The sequence below is a fragment of the Nocardia sp. Tas62D01 genome, assembly GCF_055232035.1.
The window spans coordinates 5,870,302-5,890,110 of the sequence record NZ_JBUYUZ010000001.1 but is presented as its reverse complement, the minus strand read 5'-3'; the positions used below and the strand labels follow the sequence as shown (position 1 = coordinate 5,890,110).

At 67.5% G+C, this 19,809-nt stretch carries 20 protein-coding genes; 6 read left to right on the top strand and 14 right to left on the bottom strand.

What is annotated here, in order from left to right; all coding sequences use genetic code 11:
• Positions 1-49: 49 nt before the first annotated feature.
• Together ACV7NQ_RS27970 and ACV7NQ_RS27965 are read left to right on the top strand one after the other, a co-directional pair.
• On the top strand, positions 50-334 hold the full coding sequence (locus tag ACV7NQ_RS27970; protein ID WP_463362345.1) for a winged helix-turn-helix transcriptional regulator: 285 nt from the start codon (positions 50-52) through the stop codon (positions 332-334).
• Between the two features lie 318 nt (positions 335-652).
• Positions 653-1,159, top strand: coding sequence for a peroxynitrite isomerase (locus ACV7NQ_RS27965; RefSeq protein WP_463365841.1), 507 nt, complete (start codon positions 653-655; stop codon positions 1,157-1,159).
• Positions 1,160-1,529: 370 nt separating this feature from the next.
• On the opposite strand, the gene ACV7NQ_RS27960 is transcribed toward ACV7NQ_RS27965, so the two are convergent.
• The 5 genes from ACV7NQ_RS27960 to dxr all read right to left on the bottom strand — a co-directional run bounded on the left by ACV7NQ_RS27960 (position 1,530) and on the right by dxr (position 8,197).
• Positions 1,530-3,317, bottom strand: coding sequence for a penicillin-binding transpeptidase domain-containing protein (locus ACV7NQ_RS27960; RefSeq protein ID WP_463362344.1), 1,788 nt, complete (start codon positions 3,315-3,317; stop codon positions 1,530-1,532).
• Positions 3,318-3,370: 53 nt separating this feature from the next.
• Positions 3,371-4,234, bottom strand: a complete 864-nt coding sequence (locus ACV7NQ_RS27955; protein WP_463362343.1) for a GNAT family N-acetyltransferase — start codon at positions 4,232-4,234, stop codon at positions 3,371-3,373.
• Positions 4,235-4,342: 108 nt separating this feature from the next.
• Positions 4,343-5,500: a flavodoxin-dependent (E)-4-hydroxy-3-methylbut-2-enyl-diphosphate synthase gene (ispG, locus tag ACV7NQ_RS27950; RefSeq protein ID WP_463362342.1), complete on the bottom strand. Its 1,158-nt coding sequence runs from the start codon at positions 5,498-5,500 to the stop codon at positions 4,343-4,345.
• A 165-nt stretch (positions 5,501-5,665) separates the two neighbouring features.
• Entirely contained in the window at positions 5,666-6,868 is a 1,203-nt protein-coding gene (locus ACV7NQ_RS27945; protein ID WP_463362341.1) for a M50 family metallopeptidase, read from the bottom strand.
• A gap of 189 nt (positions 6,869-7,057) precedes the next feature.
• Positions 7,058-8,197 carry a 1-deoxy-D-xylulose-5-phosphate reductoisomerase gene (dxr, locus tag ACV7NQ_RS27940; protein WP_463362340.1) on the bottom strand — a complete coding sequence of 380 codons (1,140 nt, stop codon included), beginning with the start codon at positions 8,195-8,197 and terminating at the stop codon, positions 7,058-7,060.
• A gap of 90 nt (positions 8,198-8,287) precedes the next feature.
• Here dxr and ACV7NQ_RS27935 point away from each other — a divergent pair, with 90 nt between their 5' ends.
• Complete coding sequence (locus ACV7NQ_RS27935) at positions 8,288-8,557, top strand: DUF2631 domain-containing protein (protein ID WP_463362339.1); 270 nt, start codon at positions 8,288-8,290, stop codon at positions 8,555-8,557.
• 152 nt (positions 8,558-8,709) lie between these two features.
• Here the strand turns inward: ACV7NQ_RS27935 and ACV7NQ_RS27930 are convergent, their stop codons facing one another.
• Positions 8,710-9,636 (bottom strand): LysR family transcriptional regulator, encoded by a 927-nt coding sequence (locus ACV7NQ_RS27930; protein ID WP_463362338.1) that lies wholly within the window; start codon positions 9,634-9,636, stop codon positions 8,710-8,712.
• 126 nt (positions 9,637-9,762) lie between these two features.
• Between ACV7NQ_RS27930 and ACV7NQ_RS27925 the strand changes: the two genes are divergently transcribed.
• Positions 9,763-10,176, top strand: coding sequence for a DUF5997 family protein (locus ACV7NQ_RS27925; RefSeq protein WP_463362337.1), 414 nt, complete (start codon positions 9,763-9,765; stop codon positions 10,174-10,176).
• On the opposite strand, the gene ACV7NQ_RS27920 is transcribed toward ACV7NQ_RS27925, so the two are convergent.
• Together ACV7NQ_RS27920 and ACV7NQ_RS27915 are read right to left on the bottom strand one after the other, a co-directional pair.
• A complete protein-coding gene (locus ACV7NQ_RS27920; protein ID WP_463362336.1) occupies positions 10,115-10,420 on the bottom strand; it encodes an alpha/beta fold hydrolase in 306 nt (101 codons plus the stop codon). The two genes, ACV7NQ_RS27925 and ACV7NQ_RS27920, sit on opposite strands and share 62 nt — an antisense overlap.
• Before the next feature lie 22 nt (positions 10,421-10,442).
• Positions 10,443-11,300, bottom strand: coding sequence for an SDR family NAD(P)-dependent oxidoreductase (locus tag ACV7NQ_RS27915; RefSeq protein WP_463362335.1), 858 nt, complete (start codon positions 11,298-11,300; stop codon positions 10,443-10,445).
• Between the two features lie 219 nt (positions 11,301-11,519).
• Here ACV7NQ_RS27915 and ACV7NQ_RS27910 point away from each other — a divergent pair, with 219 nt between their 5' ends.
• The gene (locus tag ACV7NQ_RS27910) at positions 11,520-12,374 is read left to right on the top strand and encodes a helix-turn-helix transcriptional regulator (RefSeq protein WP_463362334.1); all 855 of its coding nucleotides are present in this window, start codon (positions 11,520-11,522) and stop codon (positions 12,372-12,374) included.
• Between the two features lie 68 nt (positions 12,375-12,442).
• On the opposite strand, the gene ACV7NQ_RS27905 is transcribed toward ACV7NQ_RS27910, so the two are convergent.
• On the bottom strand, positions 12,443-13,408 hold the full coding sequence (locus tag ACV7NQ_RS27905; protein WP_463362333.1) for a sigma-70 family RNA polymerase sigma factor: 966 nt from the start codon (positions 13,406-13,408) through the stop codon (positions 12,443-12,445).
• 49 nt (positions 13,409-13,457) lie between these two features.
• Complete coding sequence (locus ACV7NQ_RS27900; RefSeq protein WP_463362332.1) at positions 13,458-14,198, bottom strand: SDR family oxidoreductase; 741 nt, start codon at positions 14,196-14,198, stop codon at positions 13,458-13,460.
• Positions 14,199-14,383: 185 nt separating this feature from the next.
• On the opposite strand from ACV7NQ_RS27900, the gene ACV7NQ_RS27895 reads away from it, so the two are divergent.
• Positions 14,384-14,842, top strand: coding sequence for an SRPBCC family protein (locus tag ACV7NQ_RS27895; RefSeq protein WP_463362331.1), 459 nt, complete (start codon positions 14,384-14,386; stop codon positions 14,840-14,842).
• Between the two features lie 89 nt (positions 14,843-14,931).
• On the opposite strand, the gene ptsP is transcribed toward ACV7NQ_RS27895, so the two are convergent.
• The 4 genes from ptsP to ACV7NQ_RS27875 are packed head-to-tail and all read right to left on the bottom strand — an operon-like array spanning position 14,932 to position 19,783.
• The gene (gene ptsP, locus ACV7NQ_RS27890) at positions 14,932-17,406 is read right to left on the bottom strand and encodes a phosphoenolpyruvate--protein phosphotransferase (RefSeq protein ID WP_463362330.1); all 2,475 of its coding nucleotides are present in this window, start codon (positions 17,404-17,406) and stop codon (positions 14,932-14,934) included.
• Positions 17,403-18,023, bottom strand: coding sequence for a dihydroxyacetone kinase subunit DhaL (dhaL, locus tag ACV7NQ_RS27885; protein ID WP_463362329.1), 621 nt, complete (start codon positions 18,021-18,023; stop codon positions 17,403-17,405). Before dhaL ends, ptsP begins: the two co-directional genes overlap by 4 nt.
• Positions 18,024-18,025: 2 nt before the next feature.
• Positions 18,026-19,027: a dihydroxyacetone kinase subunit DhaK gene (gene dhaK / locus ACV7NQ_RS27880; RefSeq protein ID WP_463362328.1), complete on the bottom strand. Its 1,002-nt coding sequence runs from the start codon at positions 19,025-19,027 to the stop codon at positions 18,026-18,028.
• Between the two features lie 9 nt (positions 19,028-19,036).
• Positions 19,037-19,783, bottom strand: coding sequence for an MIP/aquaporin family protein (locus ACV7NQ_RS27875; protein WP_463362327.1), 747 nt, complete (start codon positions 19,781-19,783; stop codon positions 19,037-19,039).
• Positions 19,784-19,809 lie beyond the last annotated feature (26 nt).

Here is a 19,809-nt window from a genome sequence, read left to right as displayed (position 1 = left end):
ACCATCGCGGGGCCACGCCGATCCGGCGAACGAGCCGATGCTGGCGGCGATGGAACTTATCGGCCAGCGGTGGATGCTGCGGGTCCTGTGGGAGCTGGAACCCGGCTGCCTCGGCTTCCTCGAACTACGCCGCCGGATGGGCAACTGCTCGTCGAGCATGCTGTCGACGCGCCTACAGCACCTGCAAACCGCCGGCCTGATCGTGAAGAAACCCGACAAGAGTTATGAGCTGACGATCGCGGCAACCGAACTCGGCACCGCGTTGCAGTCGGTCTGGGATTGGTCGGAGCGATGGGCTTGTGCGGTGGAGGCCCCGCCGAGCGACGCCGAATAGCCGCGGGACATACGACAAAAGCGGCTCCCATTGCATGATCGGGAGCCGCCGTGGCACATAGCCGATTACTTCAGCCGGAGCTTGCCGAACAGACCGTCCTTCTCGTCCTCCGGACCCGCGGTGAAGTACAGCGAGTTGGCGTCGCCGAGGCTTTCGCCGTTGCCGAACATCAGCGCCCAGAGGCCGGGAATCTCGACCGGCTTGCCGTCGGCGTCGCGCAGGTAATCGACGCTTGCCGGTGGCGTCGTCGTAGGCGAGCACGTGACCGAGGCCGCCGAAGTTGCCGACCAGCAGCTTGCCGCTGATATACGGGTTAGGCTGTCGGCCGTGGTCGTACCCCAACCCTCCGTCGCCCCCCATCCCGATATCGCTCCGCTGGCACCGCTGCTGGGCACCTGGCGCGGACCCGGGCACGGCGAATACCCGACCATCGAGCCGTTCGATTACCTGGAGGAAATCAAGTTCGGCCATCTCGGCAGGCCGTTCCTCACCTATCGCCAGCGCACCCGCGCCACCGACGGCAGCAGGCCGATGCACGCCGAAACCGGCTATTTGCGCTGCCCGCAACCGGATCGGGTGGAGTTGATCCTCGCCCACCCAACCGGCATCACCGAAATCTGCGAGGGCTCACTGTCGGTCACCGACGACGAGGTGTACATGGAACTCGACTCGACCAGCATCGGCCGCAGCAGCACCGCGAAACTGGTGACCGCCCTCGGCCGTTCGATTCGGCTGTCGGGCAACACCATCGACTACACGCTGCGCATGGCCGCGGTCGGCGAGCCGATCCAACACCATCTCGCCGCAACGTTGCACCGCGCCTGAACCAGCCGCGCGCGGAAGTGAAAAAAGACCTCGTAAAATGTGATCCAAGCCATAAACTCGAAGACGATGTGCGCCGGACGCTTTGTCTTGCTCGGCCGATCAATCTCGTTCTACGGTTCACAGGCCAGCAAAACTCAGACAATTTCACCGAATTCCCCCGCGGAGCAGCTCGAACCCTTCCAAGTCGATACCCCTGACCCGAGGGAGCCGAACCATGAAGCGTTCCACCACCATCCTCGCCACGGCCGGTCTGATTCTGGGCGGAGCCGCCGCCATTCAGGTGCTCGACAGCCGCGATGCCGGAACCGCCGCGCCGGTCGTGGAAGAACACCGGCAGAGTAGAGCTGTCGGTTTCCAGCAGCGAATGCACTCAGTACCCCGCGGGCAGCGCGGCGAACATATCGCGGGTGACCGCGACCGCGTGGTCCGAGCTGCCGCCCCGGACCAGTAGCGTGGCAAACGCGATATCGCCGCGGTAGCCGACGAACCACGAGTGCGACCCGCCGTCGACCTCGGCCTCTCCTGTCTTGCCGAACACCTCGCCCTGGTCGGCGATCCGTTCGGCGGTGCCGCCGGTGACGACCTTGCGCATCATCTCGCGCAACCCGTCGATCACCTCGGGCGCGATGGCCGGGCGCTCGCCCTCGATCTCGGTATCGCGACCGGCGATCAGATACGGCACCGGCGCGGAGCCGTGCGCGATCGTCGCCGCCATCACGGCCATGCCGAACGGACTCACCACCACCTTGCCCTGCCCGATCCCGTCCTCGGTGCGCTGGATCATGTCGTCGGCGGGCGGCACCGAACCCGACGTGGTCGGCAGTCCGGCGATGGTATAAGCGGGTCCCACCCCCAGTTTCGCGGCGGTCGCGTGCAGCGCATCGCCCGGCAACTCACTGGCTAACTTCGCGAACGACGTGTTGCAGGAACGCTCGTAGGCCCTGGCCATCGACACGTCGCCGAGCTGGAACAGGTCGTAGTTGGGAATCGTCCGCTCCCCGATCACGATCCGGCTCGGACACGGCAGCATAGTGTCCGGAGTGGCCATTCCGGCGGACATCGCGGCGGCCGCGGTGACCGTCTTGAACACCGAGCCCGGCGGATACTGCCCGATGGTGGCCACCGGACCGTCCCGGTCGGCGGCCTGGTTCTGCGCGACCGCCAGGATCGCGCCGGTGGACGGACGCAGCACCACCGTCATGGTCTGCTCGGCGCGGGCGTCGACGGCGCGCTGCGCGGCATTCTGCACGAACCGGTCCACGCTGAGGGAGAACGACGGAGCGGGCTGCGAGGCCACCTCGGTGAGCACGTCGGTGTCGGCGCCGTTGGCGTTCATGGTGACCACGCTCCAGCCCGCCTTGCCGTCCACCTCAGCGATCACCGTCTTGCGCACCTGCGCGAGCAGGTCGGGCGCGAAGTTCCGATCGGTGGCGACCATGTCCCACTGCTGGGTCAGCGTCACCCCGGGCAGCCCGATGAGATCCGCACTCACTCGGTCGAATTCGTTCTCGCTCAGCAACGCGACGGTGTAGGCGCCTGTGGCGGATCGCGCCGAGCTCAGGATCTTCTCGGGGGTGAGCCGCTCGTCGAATCGGTTCAGCGCCGCCGCCAGGGATGTCGCGACGAAACCCTGGTCGGGGGCGTCGGCCGCGGTGAAGGCGACCCGGGAGACCTTGCCCGGCACCAGCACGTCGCTGCCGGACTGCTCGTTGACCCTGGCGCGCGGCGCGGGGTTGGTGCGCAGGGCCATGGTTTGGGTGTCGCCGAGTTTCGGGTGGATGTCCGAAGAGGTCCAGCGCACCATCCAGCGGCCGTCGCTGCGGCCCATCTGCAGCTGGCCGGTGTAGCGCCAGGTCCGATTCTTGGGCAGGCGCCACTCGTAGGTGTAGTCGACGGTCGCGGTATCCCCGGTGACCCTGGCCGCGCCCGTATGTGCGGTCAGCCGTTCGGCCTGCAACTTGTTCCACGCGGAACCCAATGCGGCGGTTGCCTTCTCGGGCTGGCTGGTGAGCTGGGCCGCGGCTTCGAGGTCGCGGTCGGCGAAGGCCCTGACGAAGGCGTCGGCAGCGGGGACCGGTCCCTGCGGGCTCGCCGAACAAGCGGTTCCCGCGGCCGCGAGCGCCACGACAGCCAGCGTGATGAGAATGCGTGTGGACATCGGCACCGATGCTAGTAGCCAACTGCTGGCAAACGCCTGTGGCGCACCGAAACTCAGTCCAACAGCACGGTGGCGAAGGTGGCGATCTGCCGGAACCCGACCCTGCCGTAGGCCCTGCGGGCGATCTGGTTGAAGTCGTTCACGTACAGGCTGGCGGTCCGGCCGGAGGCGACCACCGCATTCGCGACCGCGGCAGTACCCGCGGTGCCGAGCCCGGCGCCACGATGTTCCGGGTGCACCCACACGCCCTGGATCTGACCGGTGCGCCGGGACAGCGAGCCGACCTCGGCCTTGAACACCACTTCACCGTCCTCGAAACGTGCCCAGGCCCGGCCGGATTCGATCAGGCTGGTGATCCGGCGGCGATATCCGCGGCCGCCGTCACCCGCTCGCGGGTCCACGCCGACCTCCTCGATGAACATGGCGATCGCCGCGGTGAGGTAGCGGTCCAATTCGTCGGGACGAACCGGGCGGACGTCCGCGTCCGCGGTCGCAAGCGAGGGCTGGGCGAGGGCGAGCAGCGGCTGCTCAGCACGCACTTCCCGCTCCGGTCCCCAATGCGAGGCAAGCATTTCCCACAGCGGCAGCGCCAGTTCTTGACGGCCGACCACCGAGGAACACACCCGAGGCCAGCACCTCGCGCGCTCGGCGAACGCGCGCAACGCATCCTGGCCGCCGCGCAACGGCACCATGTTCGCGCCCGAAAAGCACAGCGACTCCGACGGATCGCCGCGGCTCCACAACTCGCCGTACCCGCTGCCGGTCTCCAACCCGAACTCCTGCAGTCGTGCCGCGACCATGCACGAAGCGACCGGATCGGCATCCAGTACTCGGAGGACCTGTACCAGGTCCCGGTTCGCGAGCTGACGCGCGGCGGCGTACTTGGCCCGTCGCGTCGGCTCCAACAGACTCCGCACGAATGACAGCCTGCCACGAATCGCCCGGATGTGGTACGCCTATCCCTAATAGCAACGCAACACTGCGGTCGATATCCGATCGGCGGCGGGGGAATGAAACGACGGTGACTAGCCGACGGTGACGACCGGCTCCCCGGCGCCGGTGTCCTCGCCCATCTGCTCGGCCAAGCGCAAGGCCTCCTCGATCAGCGTCTCTACGATCATTGCCTCGGGCACCGTCTTGATGACCTCACCCTTCACGAAGATCTGCCCTTTGCCGTTGCCGGAGGCGACACCGAGATCGGCCTCGCGGGCCTCACCGGGACCGTTCACGACGCAGCCCATCACGGCCACCCGCAGCGGTACTTCCATGCCCTCCAGTCCGGCGGTCACCTCGTTGGCGAGGGTGTACACGTCGACCTGGGCGCGGCCGCAGGACGGGCAGGACACGATCTCGAGCTTGCGCGGCCGCAGGTTCAGCGACTGCAGGATCTGCCCGCCGACTTTGACCTCTTCCGCGGGCGGCGCGGACAGCGACACCCGAATCGTGTCGCCGATGCCGTCGGACAGCAGCGCTCCGAACGCCACCGCCGACTTGATGGTGCCCTGGAACGCCGGACCGGCCTCGGTGACGCCGAGGTGCAGCGGGTAGTCCGACTGCGCGGCCAGCTGCCGGTATGCCTCGACCATGATCACCGGGTCGTTGTGCTTGACCGAGATCTTGATATCGCCGAAGCCGTGCTCCTCGAACAGGCTCGCCTCCCACAGCGCCGACTCGACCAGCGCCTCCGGGGTGGCCTTGCCGTACTTCTCCATCATCCGCTTGTCCAGCGAGCCGGCGTTCACGCCGATGCGGATCGGAATGCCAGCGGCGCCAGCGGCTTTCGCGACCTCGCCGACCCGGCCGTCGAATTCCTTGATGTTGCCCGGGTTCACGCGGACGGCGGCACAACCGGCATCGATCGCGGCGAAGATATAGCGGGGCTGGAAGTGGATATCGGCGATGACCGGAATCTGACTCTTGCGCGCGATGGTGGCCAGCGCGTCTGCGTCCTCCTGACGCGGACAGGCCACCCGCACGATGTCGCACCCCGAGGCGGTCAGTTCCGCGATCTGCTGCAGGGTGGCGTTGATGTCGTGGGTCTTGGTTGTGGTCATCGACTGCACCGAGATCGGATGATCGCTGCCGACGCCGACATTGCCCACCATCAACTGGCGGCTCTTGCGGCGTGGCGCGAGAACGGCCGCTGGTGCGGTCGGCATCCCCAATCCGATTGTGCTGGTCACTTTCGGCTGCCTACTTTCGTGCGTTCTGTGGTGAGCCGGTCGCCTACCGAGCTTAGTCGCGCGGCGGCCGCGCACCCTGTGACGACCATGACATGCTGCTCCCCAGTGCCCGCGACAGGGTACCTCGTCAAGGCGAACAGCCGGAACGGATCGGGGATGTCGCCGTCAGGGGAACAGCTTGATGGGGTTGACGATGTCGGCGGCCAGCGTGAGCACCATGTACGCGCCGCCGATCACCACCGCGGCGTAGGTCACAGGTAGCAACTTCATGTAGTCCACGGGTGCGCCGGGCGCGAGGCCCTTCCAGCCGCGGATGGAATTGCGAATCTTCTCGTACAGCACGACCGCGATGTGGCCGCCGTCAAGCGGCAGCAGCGGCAGGATGTTGAAGGCGCCGAGGAAGAAGTTCAGGCTGGCCAGCACGAGGATGAACACGCCCCACAGCCCGCGCTGGGCGGTCTCGCCGCCGATCTTGCTGGCGCCGTAGATGCTGACCGGGGTTTCCGGGTCGCGCGCGCCACCGGTTACCGCGGTCCACAGCGCCGTGACCTTCTGCGGCATCTGCGCCAGCGACTGCAGCGTGCGCACGGACATGTCACCGGCAAACGCGCCCGCCGCCGGGATCGCAGCCAGCACGTTGTACTTCACGGGCTCGTAGTACTCCGAGCCGACACCGACGGCGCTGACCTCCTTGCCTGGCCCGCCGTCGGTCGGGTACCGCATCACCCGTTCCGGGGTCACCGGGATGGTGAGAGTCTTTCCGTCCCGCTCGACGGTGTAGGCGAACGGTCCGGTCTGCTTCTGGGTTTCGGCCTGGAACTCCTGCCAGGTCTTCACCTTCACCCCATTGACCTCGGTCACCACGTCGCCGCGTTGCAGACCAGCCTGCTGCGCCGGGCCGGTGCCGGAGCAGGTCTGCAGCGTCCCGTCCACATTCTGCTGCGCGACGCAGCTCATCTTGCCGATGGTGGTGGCGGGCGGCTGGTCGAAGCGCGGCAGGCCCCAGCCGATGGCGAGGATAACCACGAGGATGAAGCCGAGCAGGAAATTCATCGCGATGCCGCCGCACATCACCACCAGGCGCTTCCAGGTGGCCTGCCGGTACATCGCCCGGTCCAGATCCTCCGGCGCCAGTTCATCCAGCGCCGTCATGCCCGCGATATCGCAGAAGCCGCCGAGCGGCAGCGCCTTGAGGCCGTATTCGGTCTCACCGCGCTGGAAGGAGAACACCTTCGGGCCGAAGCCGATGAAGTAGCGCCGCACCTTCATGCCGGTTGCCTGAGCAGCCCACATGTGCCCGCATTCGTGCAGCGCGACCGACATCGTGATGCAAAGAGCGAACAGCACGAACCCCAACGCGAACACCATTTGGTTTACAGCCCTCCTGCATTGCGCAGCTCGCCTCGATGAAATGCGACCAGCGGCCGCCGCACGCACGCGACCGCTCTCGGCCGCGAGCACCTCGACCACAGTAACTGGACGCGGCCCAACCCTCTCGGCCCAGTCTGCCAGGCCGCCGTCCTACGGCGCGCCCGATCACCCCGTAGCCGGAGCTGATTACCCGGCGACAAGCGCCCGGGCATACTCGCGCGCCCAGGTGTCGGCGGCCAGCACCTCCTGCAACGTCTCGGGTTCCGCGCGCCACCGACCGGCCGCCTCGATCGCGCGGGCCACGGTGCGCACGATCTCGGGGAACCGGATAGCGCTGTCCAGGAAGGCCTGCACCGCAATCTCATTGGCCGCGTTGTAGACCGCGGTGACGCTGCCGCCCGCGGTGCCCGCCTGCCTGGCCAGTTCCACCGCCGGGAACACCGAGTCGTCGAGCGGCTCGAACTCCCATGTCGACGCGGTGCTGAAATCGCAGGCCGCCGCGGCGCCGGGCACCCGGTCCGGCCAGCCGAGGGCCAGTGCGATGGGCAGCTTCATATCGGGCGGACTGGCCTGCGCCAAGGTGGAGCCGTCGGTGAAGGTGACCATGGAGTGCACGATCGACTGCGGGTGCACGGTGACGTCAATGCGGTCGTAGGGAATGCCGAACAGCAGGTGCGTTTCGATGAGTTCCAACCCCTTGTTCACCAGCGACGCCGAATTCATGGTGTTCATCAGACCCATCGACCAGGTCGGATGTACCTTCGCCTCAGCGGGAGTCACCGATTCCAGCATCTCGGCGGTCCAGCCGCGGAACGGGCCGCCGGACGCGGTCAGCACCAAGCGGTCCACCTCCTCGGCGCGTCCGCCGCGCAGGCACTGTGCCAGCGCCGAATGTTCCGAATCGACCGGAATGATCTGGCCGGGGGATGCCGCCCGGGTCACCAGTGAACCGCCCGCGACCAGCGATTCCTTGTTCGCCAGGGCCAGCCGGGTGCCCGACTGGAGTGTGGCCAAGGTCGGCTCCAAACCGAGCGAGCCGACCAGCGCGTTGAGCACGACGTCGGCCTCGGTGCGGCGCACCAACTCGGTGACCGCACCGGGACCGCCCAGCGTGAGGTCGAGCTGCTGAGCCGCGGCCGGATCCGCGACGGCGACATTGCGGGTCCCGGTCGCGGCGATCTGCGTGGCGAGCACTTCGGTATTGCCACCGCGGGCGGCCAGGCCGACCACCTCGAACTTGTCCGGGTTTGCCGCGATCACCTCGAGCGCTTGGGTCCCGATGGAACCGGTGCTGCCGAGCAGTAGGACTCTCACGATGTCGGACACGGCCCCATTGTGGCAGGGCCTGCTGGCTACGACGACCAGTCGTATGCCACGATATCGACAAGTACTCGACCCACCAGCTGAGGAGCGATCGTGGCCGCCACGGAACTCGAAACCACCCACAGTGACAGCGGCGTCCTCACCCATGTGGACACCGCCGAGGTTCCGTCCGCCGCCTGGGGTTGGAGCGGCGAATCCCGCCGGACCTTCCGTGTCGCGGGCTGGGTCGTCGTGGTGATCCTGCTGGCCATGACGATCGGCAACCAGAAGGGTCACGTCGAAGACGTCTTCCTGGTCGGCTTCGCCCTCGCGATCGCGGGCATCCTCATCCGCGATTCGATCCTGCGCCGCAAGCCGCGCTAGCAGCGGCTCGCCCGTTCCGGCATCACTCCTTGTCAGCGGTGGTCAGCTGACAGTGGCCGTCGACACAAGTATGAGAGGGGCGAACGCGACGAAAGGATTCGCCGATCGTCGTCGATAGTTGAAGCCATCGCCACCTGGCCGACCGGCTCGGATCAGCGCCCTCGGCGCTTGGCGGGCTTCTGCTTGGCAGGGTTCGAACGGCCGCCAACCCGTTTGGCCGGGGTCTTGTCGGGCTGCTGCGGGGTTTTGGTGCGGACGGCCGGTGATCGGGAGCTGTGTTCCGAGCGGCCGCGTACCACTCCGACGAATTCTTCGACCAGGTCGGTGGTTTGCTCGTTCGGCCACGCCAAGGCGATCTCGGTGCTCGGCACGTCGGTGACGGTGCGGTAGACGAGGTCGCGACGGGCATGTAGGCGGGCGATCGAGTGCGGCACGATGGCGACGCCGACGCCAGCGGCGACGAGCTCGATGGTGCCCGCGATCGCGTCGATGTCGTCGGAATCCTGCATTCGCTCGTCCGCCAGTTCCGCCGTGCTCACCTGCTCGAACACCGAGATCGGGTGGTCCTTGGGCACCACGACGACGGGCAGCTCGCGATAGAGCGGGATCGCGCTCATGCCGTCGCGATCGAACGGCAGGCGGACGAAGCAGAGGTCGACACGGCCGTCGCGCAGCGCCGCCGACTGGTCTGCGGCCGGGACCGCGATCACTTCGAGCGGAGTCTCAGGGAACCGTTCACCCCAGATACGAGTCCATTTCGAAACGGTGACGCCGGGGACGAAACCGATACGGAGGGTGGTGGTTTCGGACGTAGCCGGCTCGGCCGGACGCTGATCGGCGCGGGCGATGATCTCGCGCGCCTCGCGCAGCAGTTCGTCTCCGTCCTCGGTCAACTGTGTCGGCTGCGCGCCCGGCACGAAGAGTTTCGTGTCGAGTTCGTTCTCCAGATCGATGACCGTGTGGCTCAGCTTCTGGCGCGAGATATTCAGCGATTTAGCCGCGCGCGCGAAATGCAGTTCCTCGGCAACGGCAACAAACCAGCGAAGGCGAGTGACGTCGATGGACTCGAACCGGCTCATTCGGTCAAGGGTATTGCCCGGCGTGATCAAGACCCGCGACGGGCCAGATAAGCGGTGGCCGAGGCTTCGCTCGTCCAAGCGCGGGGCTACGGAAGGACTCCGGCCACTGTGCCATAGGGTGTATCGGTGAGCCCGGACAAGAAACCGCAGACGATGAAGCCGCTGACGGCGGCGAACAAGCTCGGCATCTACCTCCCGGCAGCGCCCGAGGAGTTCCGTAACTCACCGATCTCCCGCGCCGACCTCGACGGGCTGCAGGCGAATCCTCCGGCCTGGCTGACCGAACTGCGCAAGAACGGCCCCTTCCCCCGTGACGTGGTGGCCCGCAAACTCGGAGTTTCCAACTCCGGCCTGGCCCGCGCCGAGGTCTCCGACTCCCTCACCGCCGACGAGATCGCCAACCTCCTGGCCGAGCAGCCGGACTGGCTGGTCCGTGAGCGCGAGAACTACGCCGCGGTGCTGCAGGAGAACGAGCGCATCAAGACCCAGCAGGCCGAGCGCCGCGCGGCAACGAACAGGCCCGCGAAGAATCGCCCCTAGCCGATTTCCTGGCCGCGGATGTCCAGGTGGAACGGCCCTGCCCGCGTAGTTCGACGGCGTAGACCTGGAATCGGTCGGCGAGCAGCCGCATCGCGTCCTCGTAGCCCCACCACGATTCGGTCTGCGCGGGGATGAGCAGTAGTGCGGGGTTGGACGCGTCGCCGGTCACGGCGTAGTTCATGCGGATTTCGCCCAGGTCGACGGTCTGCTCGGGCGAAGGCGTGCGGGACGAAGATACCGGCATGGTCGCTCGACTTCCAGGTAGCTCATCGGCCGACGCTGGTCAGTGCGGCGGTCGCCCGCCACAGGTTTGCGGCCTTGGCTTGGTCGAGGCCGGCCTTGCCGGGCTTGCGGACAGTGGGGTCGCCTTTGATGCTGCCGAAACCGTCCGGGCCGATGTAGGCGTTGCCGGGGACGTTCTGCGTCGCGGCGTACAGGGTGGGCAGGGCTCCGTGTTCGGGGTCGTTGATCAGGAACGTGAATCGGTTGACGACCTTCGCCGACGAGTGTGCGGCCAGCGAGGTCGCCGCGATGCCGGGGTGGGCCAGCACCGACAGGACCGGGCTGCCCGATGCGGTCAGTCGCCGCTGCAGTTCCAGGGAGAACAACACGATGGCGAGCTTGGAGTCGTTGTAGGCGTTCATCGGGTGGTATTTGCGTGAGCGCCAGTCGAAGTCGTCCACGTCCAGTTTGGACCGCCGGTGGAGTTGGCTGGTCACACTGACGACGCGGTCGGTCAGGTGTGGCAGCAGCAGGTTGGTCAGGACGAACGCGCCGGTGTAGTTCGTGGCGGTCTGCACGTCGAAACCGTCCGCGGTTCGCGTCGCCGGGATATCCATGACGCCGGCGTTGTTGATCAGGATGTCCAAGTCCCCGGTCCACGCCTGCGCGAACCGCCGCACCGACGTCAGGTCCGCGACGTCCAGGTGCTGGACGTCGAAGTCGCCGGGTAGTCCGGCGATTGCCCGGTGGCCTTTCTCTGCGTTGCGGATCGCCAGGACGACGCGGGCGCCGACGCGTCCCAGCTCTCGGGCGGTGATCAGTCCGATTCCGCTGCTTGCGCCCGTGATGAGTACCGACTTGCCGGTCATGTCGGGTAGGTCGGCAGCTGTCCACTTGGCCATCAGAGGGCCCCTTTCGCCTTGGTCATTGCGGTGTCGGTCGGTGCGAACCCGGTGCGTCGTTCACCGCAACCAGTGGACAGCACCCGGCAGCGTGGATGAAGGACGTGCTCAGCCGCGGACCGCTAGTCAGTGGCTGAGGTCGCTCGCGCTGCGAAGCTGTGGAGGTGAACGTCGGCGCTCGACCGGCATGGACAGGGCTCGACTGCTGAGGGAGGTTGCATGGGGCAGACGGTGGACCGCGCATCCCTGGGCCCATTTCTGCGCGCCCGGCGAGAGGCGCTGCAACCGGAAGATGTGGGATTGCGCCGCGGATCACGACGACGCACCCGCGGGCTGCGCCGGGAAGAAGTGGCCGAACTGTGCGACATGTCCGCCGACTACTTCGCCCGACTGGAACGCGGTACCGGAGCGCAGCCGTCGCAGCAGATGGCGGCGGCCATCGCCTGTGGGCTGCGGCTGACCCCCGACGAGCGTGACTACCTGTTCTTGTTGTGCGGGCACCGCACCCCACACCGGCAGCTGCGTGGCGAGCACGTCAGCCCGGGACTGATGCGGGTGCTGGACCGGTTACATGACACCCCGGCACAGGTCATGGGTCCACTCGGCGAGACGCTGCGGCAGACACCGCCCGCCGTGGCCCTGCTCGGGGAGCAGACCCACTACACCGGGGAATCCCGCAGCGCCCCCTACCGGTGGTTCACCGATCCCGCCGCCCGCCAGCGGTACCTGTCCGACGACCACGACCTCAACAGCCGGGTGAACGTCGCACTCCTGCGAGCAGCGGCTACCCGGGAAGGGCCCCGATCGCGGGCCGCCCGGCTCGTGGCGAGCCTGTTGCGCGACAGTACAGAGTTCGCATCGCTGTGGGACCGGCAAGAGGTCGGACTCCGCTGGAGCGACGCCAAACGATTCGTCCACCCACAGGTCGGGCGCATCGACCTGTTCTGCCAAAACCTGCACGACCCCGACCAGTCGCAGTCCCTGCTCATCTTCACCGCTACACCCGGCACCGACAGCTACGAAAAACTCGCCCTCCTGAATGTCCTCGGCTCGGACACCTTCCCTACCGGCTGACCCGCCGACGGGTTCCTCCCACGCGGTTCGCGGCCAGCGCCCACGACGCCGCCCAGAGCCACGTACGTTCAGGTCGCGGGAGCGCGGGTGGCGAGACCGAACGTCGGCACCAGGCTCGGGTCGTTGAACGCCGTGATGCGGGAGATCCGGGCGCCGATCAGAGTCAGGACCTGGACGCCGTATGCCTCGTACCGGTCCTCACCCGCGCGCGTATAGACGACGAGGGCGGGCTGTCCGTTGGCGCGAGTGGGCACCATCCGCCACCTGCCCCTGTGTAGAACGCGATTGGCCAGGAACCCGACGACGGCCCGCTGGCCGGTGAACCAGGTCGGGATCGGCGGCATCTCCAGTTCGACGTCGGCCCGCAGCAGATTCACCAGCGCGTCGGGGTCGGCCCGGGTGAACGCGCCGACGTAGCCGTCGAGGAGAGTGCGACGGGCCTGCTCGTCGGGCTCGGCCAGGTCGTCCTCGAGCGGTCCGGCCTCGGTCAGGCGGGCACGGGCGCGACGCAGCGCGCTGTCGACGGCCGCGGTCGTCATCTCCAGCATCTCGGCGACCTCGGCCGTCCGGAATGCCAGCACGTCACGCAGCGTCAGCACGGCCCGCTGCCGGGTGGGCAGTAACTGGAGTGCGGCGATGAAGGCGAGCCGCACTCCGGTCCTCCCTGCCACGATTGCCGCCGGGTCGTCGGCGCCGAACAGCGCATCGGGCGCCGGCTGGAGCCAGGCCACCAACGGTTCGCGAGGAGCCACGGCCACCCGGTGATCGTCCGAAGGCGCGCCCAATCCCGATGGAAGTGGTCGCCGCGAGCGCGTTTCCAATGCTGTCAGGCAGGCCATGGTGGCGATCTTGTACAGCCACCGCCGCACCGAAGAGCGGCCCTCGAATTGCCCGAACGCGCGCCACGCGCGCAGGTAGGTCTCCTGCACCAGGTCCTCGGCGTCGTGGATCGAGCCGAGGATCCGGTAACAGTGCGCGAGCAGCTCCGGCCGGAACGGCTCGGCCAGGGCGGTGAACTCGGCGTCCGACGGCATCGCGGCTTCTCCCGGGGGTGCGGTGAGATTCACTGTAGACGGCGGCGGCTCAGCTGATCGGGCGCAGTCCGGCGCCGCTGACCTGGTACTCCGGAGCGCTGTCGGGGTCCCCTGCGAGTTCAGCGACAGCCTTGCCTACCTGCTCGGGGGTGAGGATCGGCTGCAGCCCTTCGGCGAAGCTATCCGGGTCGACGCCCTGGCGCGCGGCATAGCCAGCGACCCCGACCGCGCCGAGGCCGGTGGCCGGGGTCAGCTGCGGAAGCAGCGTGACGAACCGGATGTTCAGCCCGGCCCGCTTCGACTCATCGGCCGCATACCCGCGGATGTAGCGGATGGCGGCCTTGGCACTGGCGTATCCGCCGCTGAGCGGGGATCCGGCCAGAGCGGCTCCGCTGGACATCGCGACGACCACGCTGCCGGGTGCGAGCGGCTCCCGCAACGCCGCCCGGGTCCAGGTGAAGACATGCCGGGTGTCGGTGTGCCAGTTGCGGCTGAAGGTTTCCCAGGTCTGCTCATGCACTGGGGCCATGTGCGGCGTGACCCCGGCGTTGAGGACGAGCAGGCTGGGACGGTGTGCACGGATCACGTCCTGCGCGAGCGCTTCATCGGTGGCATCGGCGGCGACGGGCGTGAAGCTCTCGCCGAGTTCGTTGCGTACGGCGCGCAACTGCTGTTCGTCGCGGGCGATGCCAACGACGTTGGCGCCTCCGGCTACGAGCGCGGCGGCGATCGCGCGCCCGAAGCCGCGGCTGGCACCGGTGACAACGGCGGTCTGGAAGACAGTGGACATCGGATCCTCCGGAGTGGTGGTCGGGTTCGTCCATATCAAGACCAGCCCCCGGAGGAAAAACCGTCGCCGCAGCCGACCACTGGAAAGTGATATAGGTCACATACGCTCGGCCGTGTTCGGCGCCGACTACGGCCGCGTGCCTTTTTGAATGGCGCAACTCAGCTGCTGGATGCTTCGATCAGTTCATGACCGACAACACCGAGGTTCCTCGCGTCGTGACTGCCAGCCGGGAAATCGCGGCCAGGCCGGAACAGGTTTTCGAGCTGATCGCCGACCCGTCACAGCAGCCTCAATGGGATGGAAACGAGAATCTGGCGGAAGCCGAAGTGGGACAACGCGTCCGAGGCGTGGGCGAGGTGTTCACCATGACGCTCACCAACGGAGTCGTCCGGGAGAATCACGTGGTGGAGTTCGAAGAGGGCCGTCGCATCGCCTGGCTACCTTCGGAACCGGACCACGAACCCCCTGGCCACCTGTGGCGCTGGGAACTCGAGCCCGTCGACGAAACACGCACTCGGGTCACACACGCCTACGACTGGTCACAGTTGACCGACGAGAAACGCATCGCCCGCGCCAGAGCCACCACCTCCGCCAAGCTCCGCGCCTCCCTCGACAAACTTGCTGAACTCGCCGAACGCCACTGACCCGACATACCGCAGGCAACTGCCAGACCGCCCGCTACGGTTGGCCCGGCTAACCGGAATGGCACGCCCAACGTATGAGCGCTGCGGGACTACGACGGCCGGGCGTGGGCGCTCGGTGCCGCCACGCGAACCTCGGCGGCGGACTCGCAGGTCAGCGCACGCGCGGCTGCCATGCGGCAGTCGGCCAGGTCCAGGTCCCGGACGGTCGCCTTGACCAACGGGATTGCCGGTGGGGCGACGCTGAGTTCGGTGACGCCGAGGCCGAGCAGCAGTGGGGCGGCGACTGGGTCGGCGGCCATCTCACCGCAGACCGCGACTCGGGTAGTGCCTGCGCCGCGGCAGACCAGGTCTATCAGGCGCAGCACCCCGGGGTCGAGAGGATCGGCGAGTTGGGCGACGGTGTCGTTGCCACGTTCGGCCGCGAGGGCGTACTGGGTGAGGTCGTTGGTGCCTATGCTGAAGAAGTCCACGTGGTCGGCGAATGCGGCCGCCTTGGCCGCGGTGGCGGGAACCTCCACCATGATCCCCACCTCCAGCGAAATACCCGGTGGTGCAACCTCTTCCAGAATGCGTCGGGCAGCGCGCACCTCGTCGAGCTGGGTGACCATCGGAAACATCACGCTCACGGGGTGGTCTGCGGCGACCCGGCAGATCGCCGCCAGTTGGTCCCGCAGCAGGTCCGGGCGAGCCAGCGCCAGCCGGATGCCGCGCAGACCGAGGAACGGGTTCGCCTCGCGTGGCTGCGCGATGTAGGGCAACGGTTTGTCACCGCCGACATCGAGGGTGCGCAGCACGACGCGGCGACCGTCGAAACCCTCCGCGATCGATCGGTACACCTGTTCCTGCTCGTCGATGGACGGTGCGCTGTCACGGCTGAGGAACAGGAATTCGGTGCGCACCAGTCCTGCCAGATCGGCACCGCTGCGCACGGCCTCCGCGGCGTCGGCGATATTGCCGACGTTCGCCGCGATATGCACGGTGGTGCCGTCGTGAGTGACCGCCGGCTGCCGCGCCCCAGCTTCGGCCGCCCGGCGCTGTTCGAGCTGTTCGCTTGCCCGCGTGGCGAATTCGGCGAGCGCCACCGGATCGGGGTCCACGACGAGTCGGCCGGTGCCGCCATCCAGCGCCACCATCGTCGCCTCGGGGATCGTCAGGACCTGCGGACCGGCCCCGACCACCGCCGGTATGCCACGGGAACGGGCCAGGATCGCACTGTGCGAGGTCGGGCTGCCCTGTGCCAGGACGATTCCGGTGACCAGTGCCCGGTCCAATCCGGCAGCCTGTGCCGGGGTCAGGTCGGCCGCCACGAGGATCCCCGCGCGGCTGATCACGTCGGTGGCGTATCCGAGCATCGCCGCAAGCACTTGATCGCGGACAGCCCGGATATCCGCGGCGCGCGCCCGTTGATAGTCATCCGGGAGGTGTTCCAATTCGACTGCGGCGCTGTCGAGTACGGTTGTCCACGCGGCGGTGGCGGAATACCCGTCGGCTATTCGCACACCGACCGCATCGGCCAATTCGTCGTCGTCGAGCAGCAGCAGATGCGCCTCGAATATGCCCGCTTCGGCCCCCGCATGGGTCCGGGTGTATTCGATCTCCTTACCCACCACCGAGATCGCGGCATCGAGCCGCCGTTGCTCCTCGTCAGGGGGACCCATCGGCTCCTCGGGTACACCGAGTTCGGCGGCGCCGAACCGCCACACCGGGCCGATACCGATGCCCGCTGATGCGGGCAGCGGCCCCGCGGACGGCGCCGTAATCGCTGATCCGGAACGAGAACCGAAGGACTGCGTGGCGCAGACAGCCGACACGGTCGCGGGAGCCTCGCCGAACCGGCGCATCGCCAGTGCGAGCACATGATCGACCGCGCTCTTCGCGCCGGGACCGCTTGCCGTGACTTCGATTTCATGACCCGCAAGCGCACCCAGCGCAGCGATCCGCGTAAGGTTCGTTCCCGAAGCAGGCCCCGCACCGGTCGTCAGGTTGCGCAGCCTGACCTGCACACCCAGACGACGCACCTCGGCGACCAGTCGCGCCGCCGGACGGGCATGCAGACCGTGCTCATTGGTTACGACGAAGGTATCCACTGCTTCCTGATCGACATCGGCATCCGATCCCGCAGGTGTCGCGGCCGCTTCGCGGCTATCTGTTGCGGCGGAGTCCGATTCGCCCAGCTGTGCGCGTTTGCCGAGGAGAGCATTCGCTGCCTCGGCCGCCACCTCATCCAGGTCCGCTCCCCCGGCGGCCGACACGGCGGCCGCGATCAGGCCCTCCACGACCGGAGCTCCGCACAACCGCACCCGGTGCGGCGAGTCGAGCAAGTCGAGGGCTAGTTCGGCCGAGAGCACCGCGCTGCCCAAGTCCATCAGGACGAGGACACCGTCGCCACCGTCAGCCGCGGCAATGGCGTTCGCGACGGCTACCGCGTCGGTGCCGAAGGTCTGCTCGTCGAGGCCGGCGGCCACCTCGATGCGGACCTGCTGGTCGTGCAGCATCTCGGTGGCCAGCGCGACGGCGGCTTGCGCGAGGGAACGGCTGTGCGAGACAACGACAATGCCGATCATAGAACCGCCTGCCGCGCCGCCCGCACCAACAGTGCGGTGCTGGTCGCACCCGGATCCTGGTGTCCGACACTACGTTCACCCAGATAGGACGCGCGGCCCTTGCGGGCGAGCATCGGGATCGTTGCGTCGCGGCCTGCCTCGGCAGCAGCCAGCGCGGCATCCAGCGCGTCGGCGAGCGAGGCGCCGGCAGACAGTCGTTCGTCCAGCGTGTCGGCGGCAGGAGCCAAGGCGTCGAACATGGTCTTGTCCCCGGCTTCCGCCTTGCCGCGGGCCACGATACCGTCGAGACCGGCTCGCAACGCCTTCGCGAAACCCGCTGCGTCAAGCGGTGTTTCGCCGGATGCCGCAGCCGCACGCAAGAAGAAGGTGCCGTAGAGCGGACCGCTCGCGCCGCCGACCGACCGGATCAACACCATCCCGGTCTGTTTCAAGACTTCTGCCGGGGTATCGGATGGAGATTCGTCGAAGGCGGCGACGACCGCGGCGGTACCGCGCTGCATATTGCTGCCGTGGTCGGCATCGCCGATGGCCGCATCGAGTTCGGTCAGTTCGTCGGTGTGCTCATTGATGAGCGCAGCGAAATCGCGGAGCCATCGGATCGGGTCAACAGCTGTCATCGTCACACTCCCCAGCGCAGGGCCGATGTATTCACCGGCGCATCCCAAAGATTCAGCAGGTCGTCGTCAACCTTGGTCAATGTCACCGAACACCCGGCCATCTCCAGCGATGTGATGTACGAGCCGACGAGAGATCGAGCGATCGAGACCCCGTGGCCGCGCAGAATGCGCGCCACCTCGTTGTACATCACGTACAGCTCGATAAGCGGGGTGCCACCCATGCCGTTGACGAAGCAGATCACGGCGTCGCCTTGGATGAACGGCAGGTCGGACAGGATCGGCTCCACCAGCATTTCGGCGACCTCGCGAGCCGGCGCCAACGGCACCCGACGACGGCCCGGCTCCCCGTGGATGCCGATGCCGATCTCCATCTCTGTCTCGCCCAGTTCGAAGGTCGGCTTGCCGGCGGCGGGCACGGTGCACGAGGTCAGCGCCATACCCATACTGCGCGAATTCGCATTCACCACTCGGGCTAGTTCGGCGACCTCGGCAAGCGGCCACCCCTGTTCGGCCGCGGCCCCGGCGATCTTCTCCAGCACCACTGTGCCGCCGACCCCACGACGCCCGGCGGTGTACAGGCTGTCCTGAACGGCCACATCGTCGTTCACTACGACGGAGACGACCTCGGTACCGGTTTCCACGGCAGCGAGTTCGGCCGCCATCTCGAAGTTCATGACATCGCCGGTGTAGTTCTTGACGATGTGCAGCACCCCGGCGCCCGCGTCGACGGCAGCGGTGGCAGCGAGGATCTGATCGGGCACCGGAGAGGTGAAAACCTCTCCGGCACAGGCGGCATCGAGCATGCCGAGGCCGACGAAACCACCGTGCATCGGTTCGTGTCCGGAGCCGCCGCCGGAGACGAGCCCCACCTTGCCCGCAACCGGTGCGTCACCACGCAATACGAGCCGGTTCTTCTCGTCGACCTTCAGTTCCGGATGGGCCGCGGCGATTCCGGCGAGTGCGTCGGCGATGACGTCGGCCGGATCGTTGATCAGTTTCTTCATCGAGTTCTCCTAGACGGTCGTGTCGACCGCGGCGCGATCCGCGCGGACGGCGTCGACGCGGGTCAATGCGTAGGCTGCCAGCGCGGCGGCCGCGCCGGCGAGGAATTCGGCGGCGAGATACACCGGCGCCTGACCCCACGACACGTGTCCGCCCCAGAGCTGTTGCACCAGCATCGGTCCCAGCGTGCGCGCCGGGTTGATCGACGCGCCGGTCGCGGGCGCCACCGGGATGATCGCCGCGAATACCACCAGGCCGATCGCGACTCCCGCGAAGCCCGGCGCCGCGGCCCGATGGATCACCAGCAGCACGGTCAGCACGAGAATGAAAGTGCCCACGAATTCGGCGATGAACGCCTGTCCGGCACCGACATTATGTCCATAAGCCGCGACACCGAGCCCGACCTCACTCGCCCGATCACCCAGCACCCCGACGATGGCGAACGATCCGAGCACGGCACCGGCCAGCTGCGCGGCAAGGTACGCGGGGACCTGCCGCCAGGGGAACTGGCCGGAGGCCGCAAGCGCGAGCGTCACCGCCGGGTTGATGTGGTTACCTGACACATGCCCGAAGGCATAGGCGGTCGCGACAACCACTGTCCCGAAGGCCAGCGAGATCATGCCGAGGTCAGCCATCGTGAACGGCGCGTTGCCGTTGACGATGGCTGTCGCAGGCACCGACCCGACTCCGATGAATACGAGGAATGCCGTGCCGAGCACTTCCGCCGCCAGTCGTTGCGGCGTGCGCAATCCATCCATGGGGAACTCCCGAGATAGTTTTCGAA